The 20,048-nt window shown below is 65.4% G+C and carries 19 protein-coding genes; 13 read left to right on the top strand and 6 right to left on the bottom strand.

The window, feature by feature from the left end; translation table 11 throughout:
* From ACFOKJ_RS15215 to ACFOKJ_RS15205, 3 genes are all read left to right on the top strand, one after another.
* The gene (locus ACFOKJ_RS15215; protein ID WP_390281136.1) at window positions 1–741 is read left to right on the top strand and encodes a uroporphyrinogen-III synthase; all 741 of its coding nucleotides are present in this window, start codon (window positions 1–3) and stop codon (window positions 739–741) included.
* Window positions 742–867: 126 nt separating this feature from the next.
* Complete coding sequence (locus tag ACFOKJ_RS15210) at window positions 868–1,893, top strand: uroporphyrinogen-III C-methyltransferase (protein WP_390281134.1); 1,026 nt, start codon at window positions 868–870, stop codon at window positions 1,891–1,893.
* Window positions 1,894–1,896: 3 nt separating this feature from the next.
* On the top strand, window positions 1,897–3,105 hold the full coding sequence (locus tag ACFOKJ_RS15205; RefSeq protein WP_390281132.1) for a heme biosynthesis HemY N-terminal domain-containing protein: 1,209 nt from the start codon (window positions 1,897–1,899) through the stop codon (window positions 3,103–3,105).
* 68 nt (window positions 3,106–3,173) lie between these two features.
* Here ACFOKJ_RS15205 and ACFOKJ_RS15200 read toward each other — a convergent pair whose 3' ends face one another.
* Window positions 3,174–3,887: a pseudouridine synthase gene (locus tag ACFOKJ_RS15200; protein ID WP_390281130.1), complete on the bottom strand. Its 714-nt coding sequence runs from the start codon at window positions 3,885–3,887 to the stop codon at window positions 3,174–3,176.
* Between the two features lie 512 nt (window positions 3,888–4,399).
* On the opposite strand from ACFOKJ_RS15200, the gene ACFOKJ_RS15195 reads away from it, so the two are divergent.
* From ACFOKJ_RS15195 to ccoG, 3 genes are all read left to right on the top strand, one after another.
* Window positions 4,400–5,029 (top strand): LysE family translocator, encoded by a 630-nt coding sequence (locus ACFOKJ_RS15195; protein ID WP_390281128.1) that lies wholly within the window; start codon window positions 4,400–4,402, stop codon window positions 5,027–5,029.
* Between the two features lie 151 nt (window positions 5,030–5,180).
* Window positions 5,181–7,019, top strand: a complete 1,839-nt coding sequence (locus tag ACFOKJ_RS15190) for a diguanylate cyclase (protein ID WP_390281126.1) — start codon at window positions 5,181–5,183, stop codon at window positions 7,017–7,019.
* 129 nt (window positions 7,020–7,148) lie between these two features.
* Window positions 7,149–8,513 carry a cytochrome c oxidase accessory protein CcoG gene (gene ccoG / locus ACFOKJ_RS15185; protein WP_390281124.1) on the top strand — a complete coding sequence of 455 codons (1,365 nt, stop codon included), beginning with the start codon at window positions 7,149–7,151 and terminating at the stop codon, window positions 8,511–8,513.
* A gap of 332 nt (window positions 8,514–8,845) precedes the next feature.
* On the opposite strand, the gene ACFOKJ_RS15180 is transcribed toward ccoG, so the two are convergent.
* Together ACFOKJ_RS15180 and ACFOKJ_RS15175 are read right to left on the bottom strand one after the other, a co-directional pair.
* Complete coding sequence (locus ACFOKJ_RS15180; RefSeq protein WP_390281122.1) at window positions 8,846–10,171, bottom strand: aminotransferase-like domain-containing protein; 1,326 nt, start codon at window positions 10,169–10,171, stop codon at window positions 8,846–8,848.
* A gap of 55 nt (window positions 10,172–10,226) precedes the next feature.
* Window positions 10,227–11,012, bottom strand: a complete 786-nt coding sequence (locus tag ACFOKJ_RS15175; RefSeq protein WP_390281120.1) for a substrate-binding periplasmic protein — start codon at window positions 11,010–11,012, stop codon at window positions 10,227–10,229.
* 193 nt (window positions 11,013–11,205) lie between these two features.
* Between ACFOKJ_RS15175 and ACFOKJ_RS15170 the strand changes: the two genes are divergently transcribed.
* Both ACFOKJ_RS15170 and ACFOKJ_RS15165 read left to right on the top strand, forming a co-directional pair.
* A complete protein-coding gene (locus ACFOKJ_RS15170) occupies window positions 11,206–11,832 on the top strand; it encodes an FMN-binding negative transcriptional regulator (protein WP_390281118.1) in 627 nt (208 codons plus the stop codon).
* A gap of 69 nt (window positions 11,833–11,901) precedes the next feature.
* On the top strand, window positions 11,902–12,453 hold the full coding sequence (locus ACFOKJ_RS15165) for a YaeQ family protein (RefSeq protein ID WP_390281116.1): 552 nt from the start codon (window positions 11,902–11,904) through the stop codon (window positions 12,451–12,453).
* On the opposite strand, the gene ACFOKJ_RS15160 is transcribed toward ACFOKJ_RS15165, so the two are convergent.
* Complete coding sequence (locus tag ACFOKJ_RS15160) at window positions 12,450–13,046, bottom strand: TetR/AcrR family transcriptional regulator (RefSeq protein WP_390281114.1); 597 nt, start codon at window positions 13,044–13,046, stop codon at window positions 12,450–12,452. The two genes, ACFOKJ_RS15165 and ACFOKJ_RS15160, sit on opposite strands and share 4 nt — an antisense overlap.
* A gap of 65 nt (window positions 13,047–13,111) precedes the next feature.
* Here ACFOKJ_RS15160 and ACFOKJ_RS15155 point away from each other — a divergent pair, with 65 nt between their 5' ends.
* The gene (locus tag ACFOKJ_RS15155) at window positions 13,112–13,564 is read left to right on the top strand and encodes an acyl-CoA thioesterase (RefSeq protein ID WP_390281112.1); all 453 of its coding nucleotides are present in this window, start codon (window positions 13,112–13,114) and stop codon (window positions 13,562–13,564) included.
* Window positions 13,565–13,586: 22 nt separating this feature from the next.
* The gene (locus ACFOKJ_RS15150) at window positions 13,587–13,937 is read left to right on the top strand and encodes a DUF1304 domain-containing protein (RefSeq protein WP_390281111.1); all 351 of its coding nucleotides are present in this window, start codon (window positions 13,587–13,589) and stop codon (window positions 13,935–13,937) included.
* Window positions 13,938–13,946: 9 nt separating this feature from the next.
* Here ACFOKJ_RS15150 and ACFOKJ_RS15145 read toward each other — a convergent pair whose 3' ends face one another.
* On the bottom strand, window positions 13,947–14,822 hold the full coding sequence (locus tag ACFOKJ_RS15145; RefSeq protein ID WP_390281109.1) for an HD domain-containing phosphohydrolase: 876 nt from the start codon (window positions 14,820–14,822) through the stop codon (window positions 13,947–13,949).
* A gap of 150 nt (window positions 14,823–14,972) precedes the next feature.
* On the opposite strand from ACFOKJ_RS15145, the gene ACFOKJ_RS15140 reads away from it, so the two are divergent.
* The 3 genes from ACFOKJ_RS15140 (at window position 14,973) to ACFOKJ_RS15130 (ending at window position 18,387) form a co-directional block, all read left to right on the top strand.
* Window positions 14,973–15,980: a class I SAM-dependent rRNA methyltransferase gene (locus tag ACFOKJ_RS15140; RefSeq protein WP_390281107.1), complete on the top strand. Its 1,008-nt coding sequence runs from the start codon at window positions 14,973–14,975 to the stop codon at window positions 15,978–15,980.
* A 168-nt stretch (window positions 15,981–16,148) separates the two neighbouring features.
* Window positions 16,149–17,702: a sensor domain-containing diguanylate cyclase gene (locus ACFOKJ_RS15135; protein WP_390281105.1), complete on the top strand. Its 1,554-nt coding sequence runs from the start codon at window positions 16,149–16,151 to the stop codon at window positions 17,700–17,702.
* A 178-nt stretch (window positions 17,703–17,880) separates the two neighbouring features.
* Window positions 17,881–18,387: a YgjP-like metallopeptidase domain-containing protein gene (locus ACFOKJ_RS15130; protein ID WP_390281103.1), complete on the top strand. Its 507-nt coding sequence runs from the start codon at window positions 17,881–17,883 to the stop codon at window positions 18,385–18,387.
* Between the two features lie 27 nt (window positions 18,388–18,414).
* Here the strand turns inward: ACFOKJ_RS15130 and ACFOKJ_RS15125 are convergent, their stop codons facing one another.
* Window positions 18,415–20,025 carry a methyl-accepting chemotaxis protein gene (locus ACFOKJ_RS15125; RefSeq protein ID WP_390281101.1) on the bottom strand — a complete coding sequence of 537 codons (1,611 nt, stop codon included), beginning with the start codon at window positions 20,023–20,025 and terminating at the stop codon, window positions 18,415–18,417.
* Window positions 20,026–20,048 lie beyond the last annotated feature (23 nt).

Here is a 20,048-nt window from a genome sequence, read left to right as displayed (position 1 = left end):
ATGCCCGGCACACTGCCAGCGACGCTGTTACTGGTGCGGCCGCAGGCGCAGGCCCAGCGCCAGCAGGCCGAGCTGGCAGCACGGGGCATCCACAGCCTGCCGTTCTGCGCGCTGGACACTGTGGCGAACAGCACGGCGTTGGCCGCACTACCACAGCAAGCCGCCGGCAGCGACGGCGTGATCTTCGTCAGCCCTTCCGCCATCGATATCGGTTGGCCGGCCATCGCCGCCAGCCTGCCACCGCACACCCTACTGGCCTGTGTCGGCGCCGGTAGCGCCGGCAAGCTGGCCGCCCTCAGTGGCAAGCCGGTCATCTCACCGGCCCAGGGCAACGACAGCGATGCGCTGCTGACCCACCCGGCACTGCAACAACTGGCAGGCCAGCAATGGCTGATCGTGCGCGGAGCCGACGGTCGCGCGCAACTGGGGCAGACCCTTGCCGCCCGCGGCGCGGCAGTCAGCTACGCCGACATCTACCGCCGCAAGCCACAGCCACTGGACTGGGTACTGTTCGAGCAACTGCAGCAGCACGGCACGCTTGCCGGCCTGCTGGTAGCCTCCAGCGAAGCCGCCGATGCGCTGTTTGCCGCCGCCGGCGCCACGCGGCAAACAGCGCTGGCCGCAGCTCGCTTCTTCACCCTGCATCCGCGCATTGCCAAGCGCCTGCGGCTGCTGGGCGTCAGCGATATCGTGCTGTGCGATGGCAGCAGTGCGGCGCTGGCTGCGCTGCTTGCCGACTAAGCGCAGGCTCACACTTCTGGCAGCCCATGGTCTTGGGCGTTACAATGCCCTGCAATACCCGGCGTAGATACGCCCCTCTGCTAACCCGGCCGCGCCTTGCGGCCAACTTGCGGTTACCTGCATCCCATGAGCGAAGCCAATTCCGTCAACAGCGGCAGCGCACTGCCCGCGAAGAAATCCGTCAATCTGGCGCTGATCATCGCCATCGCGGCGCTGGGCGTGACCGGCTGGCAGTACTTCGAAACCCGCCAGCAGCTGAGCGAGGCGCAGACTGCGCTGGCCAGCCGTCTGGCCGACGCCGGTGGCAGCACCAAGGCCATCCAGACCCAGACCGAGCAGGCACTGGCCGCCACCCGCGCGGCCGAGGCCAAGCTGGCGCTGCTGGAAGCGCGGGTGAATGAATCCGCCGGCCAGTACGCCACCCTGGGCGCCATGTATCAGGAACTGACCAAGAATCGCAGCGACTGGCTGCTGTCCGAGGTGGAGCACACCCTGGCAGTAGCCAGCCAGCAGCTGCAGCTGGCCGGCAACGTCAGCGGCGCCATCACCGCGCTGGAAATGGTCAGCGACCGCCTGGGCCGCTTCGACAACCCGGCGCTGATTCCGGTGAAAAAAGCGGTGGCCAAGGATCTGGAAACCCTGAAAGCCCTGCCGTATCTCGATAGCGTGGGCCTGACGGTGAAACTGGACACCCTGATGCTGGGCGCGGAAACCCTGCCGCTAGTAATCGACCACCACCGCCTGGCCAGCAATGTTGCCCCAAGCAGCCTGCCGGCCACCGCGCCATGGTGGGAACGCCTGCTGGCCGATGTCAGCCACAGCCTGGGCGAAATGGTGCGCATCCGTCGCATGGACAAGCCGGAAGCCCTGCTGCTGGCACCGGAGCAGGCATTCTTCCTGCGCGAGAACCTCAAGCTGCGGCTGCTGGATGCCCGTCTGGCGCTGACCCAGCGTGACGGCGCCACCTATCAGGCCGACCTGGCCGCCGCCGGCCAGTACGCCAAGCGCTACTTCGACGGCAATGCACCGGCCACGCAGAAATGGCTGGCTACCCTGGGCGAGCTGGCCGCAGCCCGCCTCAACATTACCCTGCCGGACCTGTCCGCCAGCCTGAAAGCCGTGCGCGATGCGCAAGGCAGCAGCGTGGAGTAAGCCGTGAGATTCGTATTCTGGATTGTCGGGCTGTTTGCCCTGGCGGTGCTGATCGGCCTCGCCTCCACCATCAACACCGGTTACGCCATCCTGTTCGTGCCGCCGTACCGCATGGAGGTGTCGTTCAACCTGCTGATCGTCGCCATCGTGGTGCTGATCCTGCTGGCCTATGGCGCATTGCGCCTGGTGGGCCTGGCGGCCAACCTGCCGGCCGAGGTGCGTGCCTTCCAGCGCCAGAAGCGCCTGAAAGCTTCCCGCCATGCCCTGCGCGAAGCCGCGCTGGCCATGTTCGAAGGCCGCTACCAGCGCGCCGAGCGCGAAGCGCTGAAGTCCATCGACGATGAATACTCCAGCGATAACCAGGCACTGGCGCTGCTGATTGCCGCCCGCTCCGCTGCCAGCGTGGGCGACAACGCCAAGCGCGATGGCTACCTGTCGCGGCTGGAAAGCATGCCGGAACGCAGCCAGCTGGCCCGCCACATGGTGGAAGCGCAGATCCGGCTGGATGCCAAGCAGCCGCTGGAAGCACTGGCGGCAGTCGAACGCGCCCGTGCCATCAGCAGCAACCTTACCTCCGCGCTGCGGCTGGAGCTGAAAATCCGCCTGATGCTGAAACAGCCGGAACAGGTATTACAGCTCACCGAGAAACTGCTGAAAGCCGATGCGCTGGATGCCGAACAGGCGCGCCGCTACCGCCTGGCGGCCTATCGCCAGCAGCTGGCCGGCTTTGCCGGCGAGCGCGAAGTGCGCGACTGGCTGAAACGCATCCCGGAAGTGGAACGCCAGAACCCGGACCTGGTGTCCGACACCGCCAAGCAGCTGATTGCGCTGCAGGCCTTCGGCGCGGCGGCCGAGCTGATTGCCGGTGCCCTGTCCAATGACGAGCAGGCAACGCCGGAACTGGCGCGCGAGCTGGGCATGCTGGCCGAGCACATCGACAGCCAGCGCCGGCTGACGCTGATGCGCGATGCGGAAAACTGGCTCAAGTCGCGCCCGCACGACCATATGCTGCTGCTGGCGCTGGGCCGTCTGGCACGGGCAGAACAGCTGTGGGGCAAGGCGCAGAGCTATCTGGAGGCCAGCCTGTCGGTGCAACCGACGCTGTGCGCACACGCCGAACTGCACCAGCTGTTTGCCACCATCGGCAAGGAAGAAAAAGCCGCGCAGCACCAGGCGCTGGCACTGGAGATCGCGCTACAGCAAGGCTGCTGAGCCGTTCGCCGCCATAAAAAAACCGCCCTTCGGGGCGGTTTTTTTATGGCTTGCTGCGCGGCAGCGGCTCAGGCCGGCCCGAAACCCAATGCGGCCAACTCTGCCGCCGTGAGGTGGCGCCATTCCCCTTCGGCCAAGTCTCCCAGCGTCACCGCACCCAGCGCCAGCCGGTGCAGCTGCTCCACCCGGTTGCCGGCAGCCGCCACCATGCGCTTCACCTGGTGGTATTTGCCCTGGGTAATCGCCATGTCCAGCACGCACTCCGCTACCTGCTCCACCTGCTCCGCCGCCAGGGTTTCGTTTTCGTCGTGCAACAGCACGCCATCGCGCAGCCGCTGCAGCAGCTCCGCCGTTACCGGGTGTTTGGTGGTGACTCGGTACAGCTTGGCCACCTGTTTCTTCGGTGAAGTCATCGCGTGCACGAACTGGCCATCGCTGCTGAACAGCAGCAGGCCGGTGGTATCCACATCCAGCCGCCCCACTGCACTGACATCCAGCCGGCTGAACTGCTCCGGCAGCAAGCGGTACACGCTGGGGTGGTGCATGGGCTGATGCGATGTTTCGTAATTGGCCGGCTTGTGCAGCAGCAGGTAGAGCGGCAAACGCAGCAGCGGCCAGTCCTCGCCATCCACGGTCAGCGTGCTGATGCTTTCCACCGCTACCGGCGCCCGCCAGTCATCGATGACTTCCCCATCCACGGCCACCAGACCGTAGGAAATCAGTTGCCGGCATTCCTTGCGGCTGCCAAACCCTTGTTGTTGCAGTAGTCGATACAGTTCCATCGCGCCATTCTAGCACTGCCAGCCTGCGGCCCGACCTGCCTGCCCCGCCCGCGCCTGCTCGCACCGCGGCAAAAGCCAGAAGTTTAATTACGTAATAAATGCACGTATTCCGTAAATAAATTACGTTTTCCCCATTGGTTCGCCAGCAGCTGTACTTGATGCCTGAAAGCCACCCCGGAGAAATCAGGCTGGAAACCGGCATGTTGCGTACCGGCCCCGGGTTCACAATGCCCATCGCACACTGCACAATGGCTGCAGGGTGCTGCACTACCCACGCCCCTTGAGGCTGCCCTGCCACATGCCGCCATGCATGCGTCAGCGACTCGGCTTATCACGCTGCTCAACTTCAGGTTTCCGGGGGGCCCGCCTCGGAGCGACACGAAGCCGCTGGAGGGAGCCGGGGTGGCGCCATATGCGTTTTTCGGCAATGAAGCTGGCTGATGTTTCTTGATAGCAGCCAGATAGTGATTTTTCAGCGCAATACATTGCTGCATTCTGACCACGAGACCGACATGCTGCTGACACCGGAACAGTTGTTTGCCTTTCTTCCCGCCGCCGTACTGATCACCCTGTCACCGGGGCCGGACAATCTGATGGTGCTGAGCCTGGGCATCGCCCGTGGCCGCCGTGCCGGCATGGTGTTCGGGCTGGGCTGCGCGCTGGGTTGCCTGAGCCATACCCTGCTGGCGGCGCTGGGCATCAGCGCGTTGCTGGCCGCCACACCCTGGGCATTGCAGGGCTTGAAAATCGCCGGTGGCGGCTATCTGATCTGGTTGGGCTGGCAGGCGCTGCGCAGCAGCGGCAGCACTCTGCAACAGACAGCGGGCAGTGGCGCACCGCCATCCCTGGCACGCCTGTTCGGCAAGGGCCTGCTCGCCAATGCCATCAACCCCAAGGTGGTGCTGTTTTTCCTGGCCTTCCTGCCGCAGTTCATCCAGAGCAATGAGCACGCGCCGGCGCAGACTGCGCAGCTGGGCGTGCTGTTCACCCTGCAGGCGGCACTGCTGTTCGGCACCCTGGGCTACTTTGCCGGCCACGCCGGCCGCTGGCTGAATACCTCGCCACGGCGCGGCATGTGGCTGGACCGGCTGGCTGGCGGCGTATTTGTCGCCCTGGGCTTGCGGCTGCTGGTATCGCGTTGAGCGGAAGCCAGGGTGCCTAACGCGTAAAAGCGACAGCTTTTCGATACATTTTGCATAAACTGTAGCCACATTCTATAAATGGCCAGGCAAACCATGTGGCAAACACAGGCTTCATGCCAGAATGCATCCAGCTCAATTCATGCCTGCAGCCATGCCAGATACAGCGCCCCTGCCCAGTGTCCACGGTCAACGCCTGAAAGTGATTGCCGCCGGCATCATGATCAGCCTGTTGTTACTGGCAGGCGGCAGCATCGAACTGGTCAACTCCTACCGCGCGACCCTGGAACAGGGTTACCACCAGACACAGCTCAACAGCCTGCTGTTTGCCGCCTGGATGCAGCAGGATCTGCGCGAAGTGGAGCTGATGCAGAACATGCTGGCCGAGCAACTGGAGGAGCCGGATTTCATCATCCGCAGCGGCCCGCAGCGCAATGCGCTGGAAGCCCGGCTGGTACACGCCATGCGCGGCATCCCCCAGGCCTACGACATCATGCTGGTGGACAACCGTTGCCAGCTGGTGCTGTCGTTCAAGGTATCACCCGGCTTCGATGCCAGCGAAAGCAGCTATTGCAAAGCCATGCTGGCGCCCACCCGTGACGATCGTTTTGTCAGCAGCCGTTTCCAGAACAGCAGTGGCGAAACGGTGGTAGTGGCCACCCAGCGGGTGCGCGGCCTCAGCGGGCGTGTAATCGGCCTGATCGGCACTGTGATCCGCACCAGCCATTTCCAGCAATTGCTCGATCGCTCGCTGATCAGCGGCCGCTACGACGAAATGGGTTTCATGGACAGCCAGCTGCAGTTGCTGGCCAGGCTGCCAACCCTGACCAGCCTGCCGACACAGCCGCAGAGCGATGCACAAGCGCGCGCCATGCTGGCCCGCAGCGACAGTGAAGCCAGCTACGAACGCGTCTCGCCACTGGATGGCCGCCTGCGGCTGTACTCCACCCGCAAGATAGAACGCCTGCCGCTGCTGGTCACCGTGGGGCTGGACAAGAGCACGCTACTGGCCGGCTGGTACACCAGGGCCTGGCTGTACCTGTCGTGCTGGCTGCTGATCAGCCTGCTGCTGGCCTATTGCCTGCTGCGCTATCGGCAGGGCAGCCGGCGGCTGGAGCAACTGGCCATCCGCAGCATCGCCATGGACCACGCCGCCGAGGCGATTGCCATTGCCAATGCCGATGGCGTGGTGGAGTACGCCAACCCGGCATTCGAGCGGCTATCCGGCTACAGCAATGCCGAACTGCAGGGCAAGGCGCAGCTGGATGCCTTGTTGCTGGCCGATCACCCGGAACTGCAGGGCGACATGCTGCAGGCGCTGATCGCCGGTGACACCTGGCGCGGCGAGCTGGCCAGCAAGCATCGCGATGGCCATGAGTACTTCGAGACCGTGTCGGTGGCGCCGGTGCTGTCGCCGGAAGGCCGCGTGCAATACACCGTGGCGATCAAACACGACATCAGCGACGCCAAACAGCTGCAGGCCGAGCTGCAGCGGCTGGCCAATACCGACGAGCTGACCGGCCTGTACAACCGCCGCCAGTTCATGCAGCGCACCAGCGAGGAAATCGCCCGCAGCCAGCGCTGGGAGCGCCCGCTGACCCTGGCAATGCTGGACCTGGACCACTTCAAGCAACTGAACGACCGCTACGGCCACCCGTTTGGCGACGAGGTACTGCGCCGCTTTGCCGCCTGTTGCCAGACCACGGTGCGGCTGGAGGACGTCTGCGGCCGCCTGGGCGGCGAGGAGTTTGCCATCCTGCTGCCGGACACCGACCGCTACAGCGCCAGCCAGGTCATGGAGCGGGTACGCGATGCCGTGGCCAATCTGCAGCTGGACAACCCGCAGGGAGGCGCACCGGTGCAGTTCACTGTCAGCATCGGCATCAGTGAGCTGTACCCGGGCGATACCACCTCCACGCCGATGATGGCGCGTGCCGACGCCGCGCTGTACCTGGCCAAGCAGGAAGGCCGCAACCAGGTGCGTAGCGGCTGAGCGGTTTGCGTCAGCGCAAACGTTGGCCGCAAGCCGTGGCTGTGCCCGCCAACTGCCTGCCATCTGTGCCTGTTTGCTCTCCCGGCGACTGCCTAAGCTCGGCGGCAGTCAACACTCCGGGCGCAGATCATGGCCACCACCATTCCCATTCATTTCGTTTCCAGCAAGGTATACCCGCGGCTTACCGGCGGGCGTTTCAATAACTGGCGCATCGGCTTCGTGCTGCTCACCCAGCTGCTGTACTTCGGCCTGCCGTGGCTGAACTGGAACGGCCACCAGGCGGTGCGCTTCGACTTTGCCAGCATGCGCGGCTACCTGTTCGGCCTGACGCTGCTGCCACAGGACCTGGTGTACCTGGCCGGCAGCCTGATCATTGCCGCGCTGGGGCTGTTTCTGTGGACCATGCTGGCCGGGCGGCTGTGGTGCGGCTTTTCCTGTCCGCAAACCGTGTACAGCCAGATCATGCTGTGGCTGGAACGCTGGGTGGAAGGCCCGCCCAATGCCCGCCGCAAGCTGGATGCCGCACCGTGGGGCGTAGAAAAGGTCCTGAAGAAAAGCAGCACGCAAAGCCTGATGCTGCTGTTCTCGCTGTGGACCGGCCTGACGCTGGTGGGCTATTTCACTCCGATGCGCCAGCTGGCGGCCAACCTGCTGGCCGGCCACATCGGCCCGTGGGAAGCCATGTTCGCGCTGGGCTATGCCGGCTTTACCTGGCTGCTGGCCGGCCACCTGCGCGAGCAGGTGTGCAAGCACATGTGCCCGTATGCGCGCTTTCAGGGCGCGATGTTCGATGACCACACCCTGCTGGTGGCCTATGACAGCACCCGTGGCGAGCCGCGCGGCGCCCGGCGCAAGGATGCGGCCAACGCGGCAGCGCAGGGCGACTGCGTAGACTGCGGGCTATGCGTGCAGGTATGCCCCACCGGCATCGATATCCGCGCCGGGCTGCAGTACGAGTGCATCGGCTGCGGCCTGTGCGTGGATGCCTGCGACGAGGTAATGGACAAGCTGGCGGCACCGCGCGGGCTGATCCGCCTCACCACCCAGCACGCCATGCAGCAGGGTAGCCGCCCGCGGCTGTGGCAGCGGCCACGCGCGCTGGTCTATGCCGCGCTGATCGCCACGGTCACCATCGCCATGCTGGTGAGCCTGGCGCTGCGCCAGCCGTTCCGTGTGGATATCCTGCGCGACCGTGCGGTAATGGCGCGCGAAACGCCGGACGGCAATATCGAGAATGCCTACACCGTGCGCATCTTCAACACCCTGCCGCAGGCGCGGCAGTACCGGCTGGCGGTGAGCGGCGAGGGCGTGGTGGCCACGGCGCCGGCCGAACCGCTGCTGGTGCCGGCCGATGGCGAGCGCAGTTTCATCGTTACCGTGGCCGCCGACCCGAACGTGCTGGAGCGTGGCAGCCATGCGGTGCAGTTCACGCTGCAGGATGCGGCCAACCCTCAGCAGCGGGTGAGCGAGGAGGCGCGGCTGCTGATGCCGTGAACTGGCCTGAACTGTTCTCGCTTAGATCGTTGAATCCGCTACGCGGATGATGATTTTGGTGCCGGTTTCGCCCGGCGAACGAGGAAGGGGCCGACCGCCGGCCCCTTTCCATTCCCCGGCTCCCCGGGGCTTGCTCGAAACCCCGGGCAAAATGGCACGCCCCAGGCGACGCCGAACTCGCCCCTCGCTAACGGCTCGGGACTCAAACAAATCGGCGTCTTAAAACCTGGGGCGCACCTTTTTTCCCGGCTCGCGCCAACGGGTTCATGGCAAGCTGCCACCGTTTTAACAGCTGAGTAACGGGTGTGATTTTCAAAGAAAACCATGACAACTCAGCCGCCCCGCCGCCAGGCGCGCGCCAGCCAGTCCAGCGCCGGCTGCTGGCTGGCGGGGTCGAAATAGCTGGCATTCAGCCGCAACGCGTGGCGGCCGGCCTCGCCCGGCTGGCACAGCGTGCCTGCCGCCAGCTGGATGCCTTGCTGCTGCGCCTCGGCGGCCAGCTGTTCACAATCGGCCGGCAGGTTTTCCAGCCACACGAAATAACCGCCCTCGGCTGGCTGCAGGACAGCGCCAGCCGGCAGGGCTGGCCGCAGCGCCGCCTCCAGCGCCCGTACCCGGCTGGCCAGTTGCTGCCGCAGCCGGCGCAGGCCGGGCAGGTGGCGGCCACCGGACAACAGCTCGGCCAGTGCCAGCTGGTTGGGCAGCGGGCTGGCCAGGGTCTGTGCCAGCTTCAGGCGCCGCGCCAGCTCGGCGTAGCGACCCGGCAACAGCCAGCCCACGCGGTAGCCCGGTGCCAGCGACTTGGAAAACGTGCCGCATAGCAGCACACGGCCAGCGTGATCTTCGGCACGCAAAGGCAGCGGCATGTGATGGTCAAACCCCAGCTGGCGGTAGGCATCGTCCTCGATCAGCGCCACATCGAAGCGTGCCGCCAGCGCCAGCAGTTGTTGCCGCGTGGCTGCCGGCAGGCTGCGGCCATGCGGATGGGCGAATGCCGACATCAGCGCAATGCCCTGTACCTCGCCACGTGCCAGCGCCGCCTCCAGCTCGGCAGTGGCAACACTGCCATCCGCCGCCTGCTGCAAGGGCAGCAACCGCACATTGTGCTCGGCCAGCCAGCCCAGCAAGCCGGGAAAGGCCGGCAGCAGCACCGCCAGCGTTGGCCGCACCACGCCGTGGGTAACGGCGGCAATGGCCAGCGACAGCGCCTCCATGCCACCACAGGTAATCAGCACCTCGTCGGCATGCAGCTCCCACCCCTCCGCCGCCGCCTCGCGCGCCAGCTGACGCCGCAGCGCGGGCAGGCCGGCCAGCGCCGGCTCGGCCAGCGCATCGTGGTAATGGCGCATGGCGCCGATGAAGGCATGGCTGAGTGCGCGGGTGTCGTACAGCGCCGGGTGGGGAAACGGCGCCCCCAGCGGCGCCGCCAGGCTGTCGCCGGCAGCGCTGGCGCCGGCAGCCACCACATAACCGCGCCGTGGCTGCGCCTCGGCAAAGCCCAGCCGCTCCAGCTCGTAGTAGGCGCGCCGCGCGGTATTGAGGCTGACGGCATGCTGCTGCACCAGCTGGCGCAGCGACGGCAGGGCATCGCCACGGCGGTAGTCGCCACGCTCGATGGCATGGATGATGCCCTGCACCAGTTGCCCGTATTTGCTCACCGTCTGCCTTTCTGCCGGAAAAGGCGATTATGCCCGCTGCCGGCAGCCGGGCAAATCAGCGCTGCCGTCGCTCCAGCTCGGCATAGACTTCCTGCCGACTGCTGGCCAGCAGGTTGGCAAACTCGCCGCTGTCGCGCATTTTCTTCAGCTCGCGGTTGAAGCGCGCCAGCAGCTCCGTCGCACGCGGGTGCTTGCGCGATACGGCAATACACAGCGGCGTGCTCCAGTAGGCACGATCCTGCGGCACGATGCGCCGGGCGTCCGCCGGGCTGAGGTTGAGCAGGGTGGTGAGCATGCCGGCCTCGCTTTCCATGGGAAACAGGTCGATGCGGCCGGCGGCCAGCTTGCGCAGATTGCTGACATCATCCCCGCTGATGTCCACTTTCAGCACCCCTTTTTCCTGCAGCTGGGTAAAGGTATCGGAGTAGAAATTGCCGATGGTGATGCCGAAGCGATAGGGCGCCAGATCGGCCAGGCTTTGCCACGGATAGTTTTCGCCACGGCGCTGGAACAGCACCATGCGAAACGGCAGCACCTCGTCGCTGAACAGCAGATCGCGGCGCCGGTCGTCGTTCGGCGTCCAACCCACGCTGCCATCCACATCGCCATTGCGCGCCAGCTGGATGGCGCGGTTGTTCGGGTACCAGCTGTACCGCACGCTGACGCGGCCACGACGGAATATCTCGCTGACCAGCCGCGTCATCACGCCGCCATAGCGCAGCTTTTCGCCAATCAGCGGCGCGTATTCCGAGTTGGAAAAATGTACTGACAGCGGTGTCTCCGCCGCCATTGCCCATAGCGGCAGCACAGCCAGCCAGGCCACTGCGATCTTGCGCCACATAGCTTTCCCCTTGTCACTTCCACTTTTTTATAGGTGTTAGCCTAATCGCTCTGCAGCCTGAAAAACAAACGCCAGGCGGACAGGTAACAGCGGGCACGCAGGCAAAGTGGCCCTGGTGCAAACCGATAAACTGGCCCTATATCAGGAGCCACCTGTCGGCGATCATGGCTGCATTGCCTAGCCGGAGCCTGCCATGCCGTTCTACCAGCCCCCTTCCTTTGTTGCCGCCCCCGATGTTGGCCGCGAGCTGGCCAGCGACTTTCCGTTCGCCACCCTGATTACGCCGCAACCGGATGGCACGCCGTGGATCAGCCACCTGGTGCTGCTGCCCGATCCACAACAGCCGGACTGCCTGCTGGGCCACCTCGCCGCCGCCAACGGCCACAGCCAGGCGGTGCTGCAAGCTCCCAGCGTGGCGATCTTCCATGGCGAGCACGACTACATCTCGCCGCGCTGGTATGCCACCCCCGGCATGGTGCCTACCTGGAATTACCGCGTGGCCCACGCCCACGGCCAGGCCAGCATGGTGGACGGCGCTGAACTACCGGCCTTGCTGCGGCAGCTTGCCGCTCGCTTCGAAGGAGCGGAGGGCTGGAACATGGATACGGTGCCGGAAAAAGCGCTGGCAGCGATGCAGCGCGCCATCGTCGGCTTCCGGCTGCGGGTAGCACGCTGGGAGGTAAAGGAAAAACTCAGCCAGAACCGCACGCCGCAGGATGTGGCCGGCGCGGTGCAGGCGCTGCAGACCGGCAGCCCGGCACAGCAGCAGCTGGCCACGCGCATGCAGGCGGCGGCCAGCTCGCGACAGGCTGGCGACTGAGACAGCAGGTGCCTGCACGCGGCCGTGCGACTATACTTGCGGCCCCTGTAGCCGCCACGAAAGCCCGCCATGGCCCTGAAAGCCACCATTTACAAAGCCGATCTCGCCATTTCCGACATGGATCGCGGCTACTACGCCAGCCACAACCTGACCCTGGCGCAGCACCCGTCGGAAACCATCGAGCGCATGATGCTGCGCCTGGCGGTGTTCGCGCTGCATGCCGACGAGCGGCTGCAGTTCAGCAAGGGCATCAGCGCCGACGACGAGCCGGACCTGTGGCGCAAGAATTACGGCGACGAGGTGGAACAGTGGATCGAGCTGGGCGAGCCGGATGAAAAGCGCCTGCGCCAGGTATGCGGCCGCGCCGAGCAGGTGTGGATCTACAGCTATGGCGGTCGTGCCGCCGACGTGTGGTGGGAAGGCATGGCCGGCAAGGCCAGCCGTTTCGAGCACCTGAACATCATGAGCGTGCCGCCGGAAACGCTGGCCGAACTGGCAACACTGTGCCAGCGCAATATGCAGCTCACTGCCACGGTGCAGGACGGCGCGCTGTGGTTCAGCAGCGAACAGGGCAGTGTCACGGTTACGCCGCAACGGCTGTACGGCAGCGGCGAGCGCTAGGCAGCCCCGCCCCGCTGACCGGTAAGCAGCGCAAAACCGCGTCGCGCCAGCTGTTCCGCATTGGCGCGCCCCAGCAGTTTGCGGTCGTGATGCGCGCTCTGCACCAGGCCGAACAGCATGAAGGCCAGCAAGGCCGGATCGCTGCCGGCCGGCAGCTCGCCATTGTCGGCCGCGTCCTGCAGCATGCGCTGCAGGCTGTCGCGCAGGCGCCCCTGGCCGGCCATCAGCGCATCGCGCACCACGCCCGGCTGGTCATCGAACTCATAACATGCGGCCAACACCGGGCAGCCGCCCGGATAGCGCCCACCCTCCAGCCGGCCTACCCAGGCCTCGAACAGCGCCCGCAGGCGCGCCATGCCACGCGGCAGTTGCAGCACCGGCTGCAGGGTCTCGCTGACAAACTGTGCCTGCGCTGCCTCCACCACGGCCAGCTGCAGCGCCTCCTTGCTGCCGAAATGCGCGAACAGCCCGCTCTTGGACATGCCGCTGGCCGCCGCCAGCTCGCCGATGGTCAGCGCCGCGATGCCGGTTTCGCTGGCCAGCGCCAGAGCCTGTTGCAGGATTGCCTCCCGGGTAAGTGCTTTTTTGTTCATTGCTGTTGCCTTGCCTGCCGATACATGCAAAATAGCACGATCGTTCTTTTTTGAAAGCCCGCCGCATGAGCCTGTTCAGTAAAACCGTGGAAATCCGCTGGTCCGACATCGACGCCAACCAGCACCTGCGCCACAGCGCCTATGCCGACCTGTGCGCCCACAGCCGCATCGAATGGCTGCAGGCCGCCGGTTTCGGCCCGGAAGCCTTCAAGCGGCTGGGTTTCGGCCCGGTACTGTTCCGCGAGAGCACCGAATACCGTCGCGAAATCCACCTGGGCGAGCGTATCACCATCCAGCTGAGCCTGGCGGCAGCCAGCCCCGACAACGGCCGCTGGACCTTCCGCCACGAGCTGTACAAGCCGGACGGCCAGCTGGCCGCCATCCACGAGGTAACAGGCGCCTGGCTGAGCCTGGCCGAGCGCAAGCTGGTACCGCCGCCGGCCGAACTGCAGCCACTGCTGGCCGAGCTGGCGCACTGCAGCGACTTTGCCCAGCTGCCACAGCCGGTCTACAAGTAAACCATCTGTCCGGAGCATTGCCATGCTGCTTGCCGCCCGTATCGCCATCACCATCGTGGCGCTGATCCACATTTACATCATGCTGCTGGAAATGCTGCTGTGGACGCGCCCCGCCGGCCGTCGCGCCTTTGGTCTGAGTGCGCAGTTTGCCGCCGACAGCCGGGTGCTGGCGGCCAACCAGGGGCTGTACAACGGCTTTCTGGCCGCCGGCCTGCTGTGGAGCCTGCTGCCGGGCAGTCCGAACGGCATCGCACCGTTCTTTCTGGGCTGCGTGCTGGTCGCCGGCGTGTTCGGCGCCATCACCGCCAGCCGCAAGATACTGTTTGTGCAGGCACTACCGGCTGCCGTTGCCTTGGCACTGCAGCTAAGCTGACGAACGGGCCTAGCCCCACAACCGGGGCAGCCAGCCGCGTCGTGGAGTAGGCAGGCTGCGATAGACCGTCGCTACCAGCTCGTCGATCAACTCACTGTCCGGAACCGGCTGGCGTGCGGCAACCGGGTCACGCGTACCGGCAGGGGCCAGGGCTAGGGTCTGCCCGTGCCGCACCACCCGGTAGCCACTGGCGCAATTGGGGCAGAAGACCTGCGCACCATCCTTCTGACGCCGTGGCACGGCGATGATCGGGCCGCACATGGCACAGTGCTGCATCGGAATCCCCGGCTCGCTGTGACCGACAACGTGCGCCAGCTTGCCCGCCTCACCCAGCGCCAGGAAAGCACGCCCGGCTGACGCATCGAACTGGTTGCCCAGCTGCTCGCGGATGATCTGCAGCGCCTTTTCCACCGGCATGCCCTGCCGGTACGGACGGCTGCTGGTCATGGCATCGAAAGCATCGCATACGGCCACGATGCGGGCCGCCAGTGGTATCGCCTCGCCGGCAAGCCCCTGCGGATAACCGCCGCCATTGGGCATCTCATGGTGCATGTACACGGCTTCGTGTGCCAGGCTGGCCAGCGGGTGCCCGGCCAGCAAGTCGGCCCCGACCTGCGGGTGGGTCTTGATCACCGCATACTCTTCCTCGCTGAGGCGCTCCCGCTTGTTGAGAATGGCATCCGGTACGCCCACCTTGCCCAGATCGTGCAGAAAACCGCCCAGTTCAATGCGGGCGACCTCGCCCGGCGGCAGGTGCAGCGCCTGCGCGAGCAGACGGGAAAATTGGGAAACCCGCCACAGGTGCCCACCGGTGTAGGCATCGCGCGCCTCCACTACCATAGCCATGCTGTACAACGATTTGATCAGCTCCAGCGCGTAATTCATATCTCTCCCCGTTTGGCCACCACCGTCATCAGTCGCGGCTGGTAGCGGATTCTTACAGCTTAGCCGCCCACGATAAAGTCAACCGGGTACAATGCCGCCATCCGGCCGGAGCAGCTGCTACCGGCCGCCCTTTTTGCAGAGCGAGAAACCATGTCCACCCTGACCGAACAGCTACAGGCCGCCGACGCGCGCCGCGCCGCGCTGATTACCCGCCTGGCGGAAGAACATACCAATGCCTACCGCCTGTTCCACGGCAGCGCCGAAGGTCGCCCAGGCCTGACCATCGACCGTTACGGCGACGTGCTGCTGCTGCAGACCTTCCACCACCCGCTGAGCGACGACGAGCATGCCACCATCCTGGCGCACTACGCGCCGCTGGGCCTGCACGCGGTGTACAACGATCGCAGCGGCGCCAACTCGCGCATCGGCAACCCGCTGCCGCCGGAGGAGCTGGAGCAGGCACAACTGCCGCGCCAGATCTGCGAGCTGGGTGTGAACTACCACTTCCAGGCGCGCCACCAGGGCCAGGACCCATGGCTGTTCCTCGACCTGCGCGCCGGCCGCCGCCGCGTGATGCAGCTGGCCGCCGGCAAGAGTGTGCTCAACCTGTTCGCCTACACCGGCGGGGTGGGCGTGGCCGCGGCCAAGGCCGGCGCCAGCTTCGTGATGAACGTGGACTTTGCCGAATCCAGCCTGCAGGTGGCTCGCGCCAACGCCAAGCTGAATGCGCTGGCTACCCGCCCGCGCTGCGTGCAGAGCGACTGCTTTGCCGCCATGCGCCAACTGGCCGGCATCGGCCAGCCCAAGCTGGTACGCGGCAAGAAAATGCCCCCGTTCCCGGAGCTGGAAGCGCGCCAGTTCGACGTGGTGTTCCTCGACCCGCCGCGCTACGCCAAGAGCCCGTTCGGCGTGGTGGACCTGGTGAACGACTACCCGGCACTATTCAAGCCGGCACTGCTGAGCACCGCCCCCGGCGGCGTGCTGATCTGCTGCAACAATGTGGCGCAGGTGGATCGCGAAGCCTGGCTGGCACAGCTGCTGCGCAGCGCCGAGAAGGCCGGCCGCCCGGTACAGGGCCACGAGTGGATCGCGCCGGAAGACGATTTCCCCACCTTCGACGGCCAGCCGCCGCTGAAGATGGCGCTGCTGCACGTGTAAGCGTGCCTGCATCCCGCATGTGACAAGGCCCGGCCATGCCGGGCCTTGTGCTTTGCCGGCGCCTGTCAGCCCATTCTGTTCGATAAAACATCATCAAGCTGTTTATACAGTCAGCTTCAAGACTGCCTCGGAATTTCCTACACTGAAAATGGTTTCCGGAGGAATCGCATGCAAGCACCCGCCACGCCTGTCGGCGAGCAGGCCAGACTTGCCCTGTTGCACCGGGCGGCCCTGCTGGATACCCCTCCCGAGCCAGAGCTGGACCGCGTGGTTGCCCTGGCGGCCTCGCTGTTCGGCACCAGCAGCGCCATGCTGAGCCTGGTAGACAGCCAGCGCCAGTGGTTCAAGGCGCGCCATGGCACCAGCCTGTGCCAGACACCGCGCACGGTCTCCCTGTGCGGCCATGCCATCGCCGCTGGCGCCATGCTGGTAGTGACCGACACACTGCTGGATCCCCGCTTTGCCGACAACCCGCTGGTGCTTGAGCACGGCATCCGCTTTTATGCCGGTGCACCGCTGTGGCTGGACGGGCAGCATGCCATCGGTACGCTGTGCGTGGTGGATGGCCAGCCACGCACCTTCGGCCAACAGCAGCAGCAGCAATTGCAGCAGCTGGCCGACACGGTATGCGACCTGTTGCGTCAGCGCATGGCGCTGCGCACCGCGCAGCACCAGTGCGAGCGCCTGCTCAGCGTCAACCAGGCCCAGGCTGGCTATCTGTTGCACCGCGACATGGCACCGGCCAGCCAGACCATACTGGCACCATTGCTGGCCAGCAGCGGCAGCAAGCTGGGCTTCATCGCCAGCTGCCAGCTGGATCCGGAAGGCAATCTGTATCTGGACATTCTCGGCCTGGCGCAGGATGACCCGGTCGCCATGGACTGGCTGCTGCCCTTGCTGCAACAGCATGAGGGGCGCTACCGGCTGTATGGCTTCGACCACATCCTGGCCTCGGCGCTGAGCGAGGGCGAACCGCTGGTGATCAACCAGCCGCGGCTGTTTGCCGAGGACGACAGCCGGCTGGCACGGCTCACCTCGCTGCTGGCGATTCCCTGTTTCTGCCACGGCACGGTAAAGGGGTTGATGGTGCTGGCCGATCGTCCGGACGGCTACGAACAGGCGCTGGTGGCGCAGCTGTCCACCCTGGCAGATACCGTAGGCTCGCTGCTGCATGTGCGCGACCTGGAGCTGGCGCGGCAGGCTGCCGAGGCAGAGCTGGCGCGCCAGGCCAGCGTGGATCCGCTCACTGGCCTCGCAAACCGCCGCACCTTCCTGGAACGCTGCCAGGGCGCGCTGTTGCTGCTGCAGCGCTACCGCTGCAGCTTCAGTGTGCTGCTGCTGGACCTGGATCACTTCAAACTGGTGAACGATGGCCTGGGTCATGATGCCGGCGACTATGTGCTGTGCGAGATCGCCCAGCTGCTGCGCCAGCAGTTGCGCGACACCGACCAGCTCGCCCGCTGGGGCGGCGAGGAGTTCTGCATATTGCTGCCACAGGAAAGCAGCAGCCACGCCATGCAGCTGGCGCAGCGGCTATGCGATGCGGTGGCCAGCCTGGAGCTGAGCTGGCACGAGCAGCCAATCCGCCTTACCGCCAGTATCGGCGTGGCCAGCACGCTGTCGGCACAGGACAATGTCGATACCCTGCTGGCGCGGGCCGACCAGGCGCTGGCGGTAGCCAAACAGGCCGGACGCAACTGTTGCCGGCAGGCAGCGCCGTAAGGCCGCGCAGGCTGCTGACAAACTAGCCACTTATGGATTTCCGGACCCGGCAAAGCCGGGCCGCCCCTGCCAAGCACTTGAATCGGCAGCCTTTCTGTTTATGAAACAAAGTCCTTTCGCGAAGCGGAAGGACTTTGCCAACACGCAGAGCGGCCCAAGGCCACGCTACAATGCGCCCATGCTCCAGATCAAATACCTAGCCGGCTACCCGGAATCGCTACTGCTGCAGGTGGCCACGCTGATGGACAGCGGCCAGCTGGGCAACTGGCTGGCCAAGCGTTACCCGGAACGCCACGACATCCAGACCGACCGCGCGCTGTACGACTACGTCAGCGAACTCAAGCAGCGCTACCTGAAGAACACACCGGCGCTGGCGCGGGTGCAATACGACAACAAGCTGCACCCGGTGAAGGGCACGCTGGGCACCAATGCCTTCGTGTCACGGGTGCAGGGCGGCAAGCTCAAGAGCAAGAACGAGATCCGCATCGCCACGCTGTTTCGCGACACCCCGCCGCAGTTGCTGCGCATGATCGTGGTACACGAGCTGGCGCACCTGAAAGTGAAAGACCACGACAAGGCGTTCTACCAGCTGTGCTGCCACATGGAGCCGCACTATCACCAGCTGGAGTTTGACCTGCGCTTGTGGCTGCTGGCGCGCGAACTGGAAACCGCCACAGGAAACTGAGCCTGTAGCGGATGCGGCCAACCCGGCTCAGATGCGGAACTGGTTGACCGCTGCCCGCAGCGCCTCGGCGCGGCCGTAGATAGCCTCCACCTGCTGCACGGCGCTGTCTGCCGCCGACAACGCATCTTCCACCACCACGGCCACCTGCTCCACGCTACCGGCAATGCTGGTGCCGGCCTTGCTCTGCTCCGCCATGGCCTGCGCGACGGCATGGATGTGCTGCAGCGAAGCGTGAGCACGGTGGTTGATGCTATCCAGCGCCTGCGAGGCGGCCTGCACCTGATCGACACCACGCGCCACTGCCGGCGAAATTGCCTGTACCCGCTCAGTCACGCTACCGGTTTCCGCCACCACCGCCTGCACGATGCTGGCGATTTCGTCAGTCGCCAGCGCGGTTCGCTCCGCCAGCTTGCGCACCTCGTCCGCCACCACCGCAAACCCTCTGCCAGATTCGCCGGCACGCGCGGCCTCGATGGCCGCGTTCAGCGCCAGCAGGTTGGTCTGGTTGGCGATATCCCGGATGGTTTCGGCAATGCCGCTGATGTGGCGGGTACGCTCCGACAGCGACTCCACCAGCCCATTCACCTCCTGCACCTGGCCGGATATCTGCTGAATACTGCCCATGGCCTGACCGGTGAGGGCACTGCCATCGCTGGCTTCGGTCACGGTATGCTGCGCCCCCTGCTCGGTTTCGCGTGCACTGGCAGAAACGTGGTCGATGCTCACCGATAGCTGCTCGATGGCAGCCGCGGCTGACGATGTGGACTCGCTGGCATTGTGTGATACCGCGCGCAGGTGCGACATCTGCCCCTGCAGCAACTGGCCGGAATCGGCAATCTGATGGCTGCCATCGCGGATCTGCGAAATGATGCGGGCGAGACCTGCCTGCATGCGTTGCATACTGCCCAGCACACTGTCTTCCGGCCCACGCACGCTGATCGGCTGGGTAAGGTCCCCCTCGGCAATACGGCCCACCACCTCGGCGGCATATCCCGGGTCGCCGCCCAGGGAGCGCAGAATGCTGCGCGCCATGACTTGCGCCAGCCCGCCCACCAGCAATATCCCCAGCACCACCAGACCCAGCATGTAGCGCGCCTGGCGCCAGAACACGGTATCGATGTCATCGACAAAAAAGCCGGTGCCGATAACCCAGCCCCATGGCTGCACCCTTACCACGCCGTTGAGCTTGGGAATTTCCTGCGTGCTGCCAGGACGGGAGGCCGGCACATACACCAGCCCATAGCGTTGCTGCTGCAGCGCCTCGGCATAGACCTCCACCGAGGTGCGGCCATCCGCCATCTTGCCGCCATCGTCTACCTTGCCGACCCGCTCCGCCTTGGGGTGCAGCAGCATCACGTTTGTGCTGTCACGGGCAAAGAAGTACACATCCGCAGTACGCATCAACGCCAGCGCCTGCAGCGCCTGCCGTTTGGCATCGGCTTCCTGCAGCTTGCCGTCCGCTACCTGCTTTACCTGCTGGGCCACCACATGCTCGGCCATCTGTAGCAGATGGGTGATCTGCTGTTCCTTTTCATTCACCAGCGTGCTGCGAATGGACTGCAAGGCAAAGCCGCCCAGCAACAACAGCGCCAACAAGCTGGCTGCAATCAGCACCAGCAAACGGGTAGATAGCTTCATGTCCCGCCCCCCTTGGTTTTATG

The organism is Vogesella amnigena (genome assembly GCF_042648905.1).
In the GTDB taxonomy this organism is placed as follows: Bacteria; Pseudomonadota; Gammaproteobacteria; order Burkholderiales; family Chromobacteriaceae; genus Vogesella; species Vogesella amnigena.
This window is presented reverse-complemented; position numbering and strand designations above follow the sequence as displayed.

Coding starts and splice junctions, on each gene's coding strand:
- ACFOKJ_RS15170 (WP_390281118.1), top strand. CDS start 11,206: ATGCCGTTCTACCAGCCCCCTTCCTTTGTTGCCGCCCCCGATGTTGGC.
- ACFOKJ_RS15215 (WP_390281136.1), top strand. CDS start 1: ATGCCCGGCACACTGCCAGCGACGCTGTTACTGGTGCGGCCGCAGGCG.
- ACFOKJ_RS15145 (WP_390281109.1), bottom strand. CDS start 14,822: ATGAATTACGCGCTGGAGCTGATCAAATCGTTGTACAGCATGGCTATG.
- ACFOKJ_RS15125 (WP_390281101.1), bottom strand. CDS start 20,025: ATGAAGCTATCTACCCGTTTGCTGGTGCTGATTGCAGCCAGCTTGTTG.
- ACFOKJ_RS15175 (WP_390281120.1), bottom strand. CDS start 11,012: ATGTGGCGCAAGATCGCAGTGGCCTGGCTGGCTGTGCTGCCGCTATGG.
- ACFOKJ_RS15150 (WP_390281111.1), top strand. CDS start 13,587: ATGCTGCTTGCCGCCCGTATCGCCATCACCATCGTGGCGCTGATCCAC.
- ACFOKJ_RS15160 (WP_390281114.1), bottom strand. CDS start 13,046: ATGAACAAAAAAGCACTTACCCGGGAGGCAATCCTGCAACAGGCTCTG.
- ACFOKJ_RS15140 (WP_390281107.1), top strand. CDS start 14,973: ATGTCCACCCTGACCGAACAGCTACAGGCCGCCGACGCGCGCCGCGCC.
- ccoG (WP_390281124.1), top strand. CDS start 7,149: ATGGCCACCACCATTCCCATTCATTTCGTTTCCAGCAAGGTATACCCG.
- ACFOKJ_RS15130 (WP_390281103.1), top strand. CDS start 17,881: ATGCTCCAGATCAAATACCTAGCCGGCTACCCGGAATCGCTACTGCTG.
- ACFOKJ_RS15195 (WP_390281128.1), top strand. CDS start 4,400: ATGCTGCTGACACCGGAACAGTTGTTTGCCTTTCTTCCCGCCGCCGTA.
- ACFOKJ_RS15200 (WP_390281130.1), bottom strand. CDS start 3,887: ATGGAACTGTATCGACTACTGCAACAACAAGGGTTTGGCAGCCGCAAG.
- ACFOKJ_RS15190 (WP_390281126.1), top strand. CDS start 5,181: ATGCCAGATACAGCGCCCCTGCCCAGTGTCCACGGTCAACGCCTGAAA.
- ACFOKJ_RS15210 (WP_390281134.1), top strand. CDS start 868: ATGAGCGAAGCCAATTCCGTCAACAGCGGCAGCGCACTGCCCGCGAAG.
- ACFOKJ_RS15135 (WP_390281105.1), top strand. CDS start 16,149: ATGCAAGCACCCGCCACGCCTGTCGGCGAGCAGGCCAGACTTGCCCTG.
- ACFOKJ_RS15165 (WP_390281116.1), top strand. CDS start 11,902: ATGGCCCTGAAAGCCACCATTTACAAAGCCGATCTCGCCATTTCCGAC.
- ACFOKJ_RS15155 (WP_390281112.1), top strand. CDS start 13,112: ATGAGCCTGTTCAGTAAAACCGTGGAAATCCGCTGGTCCGACATCGAC.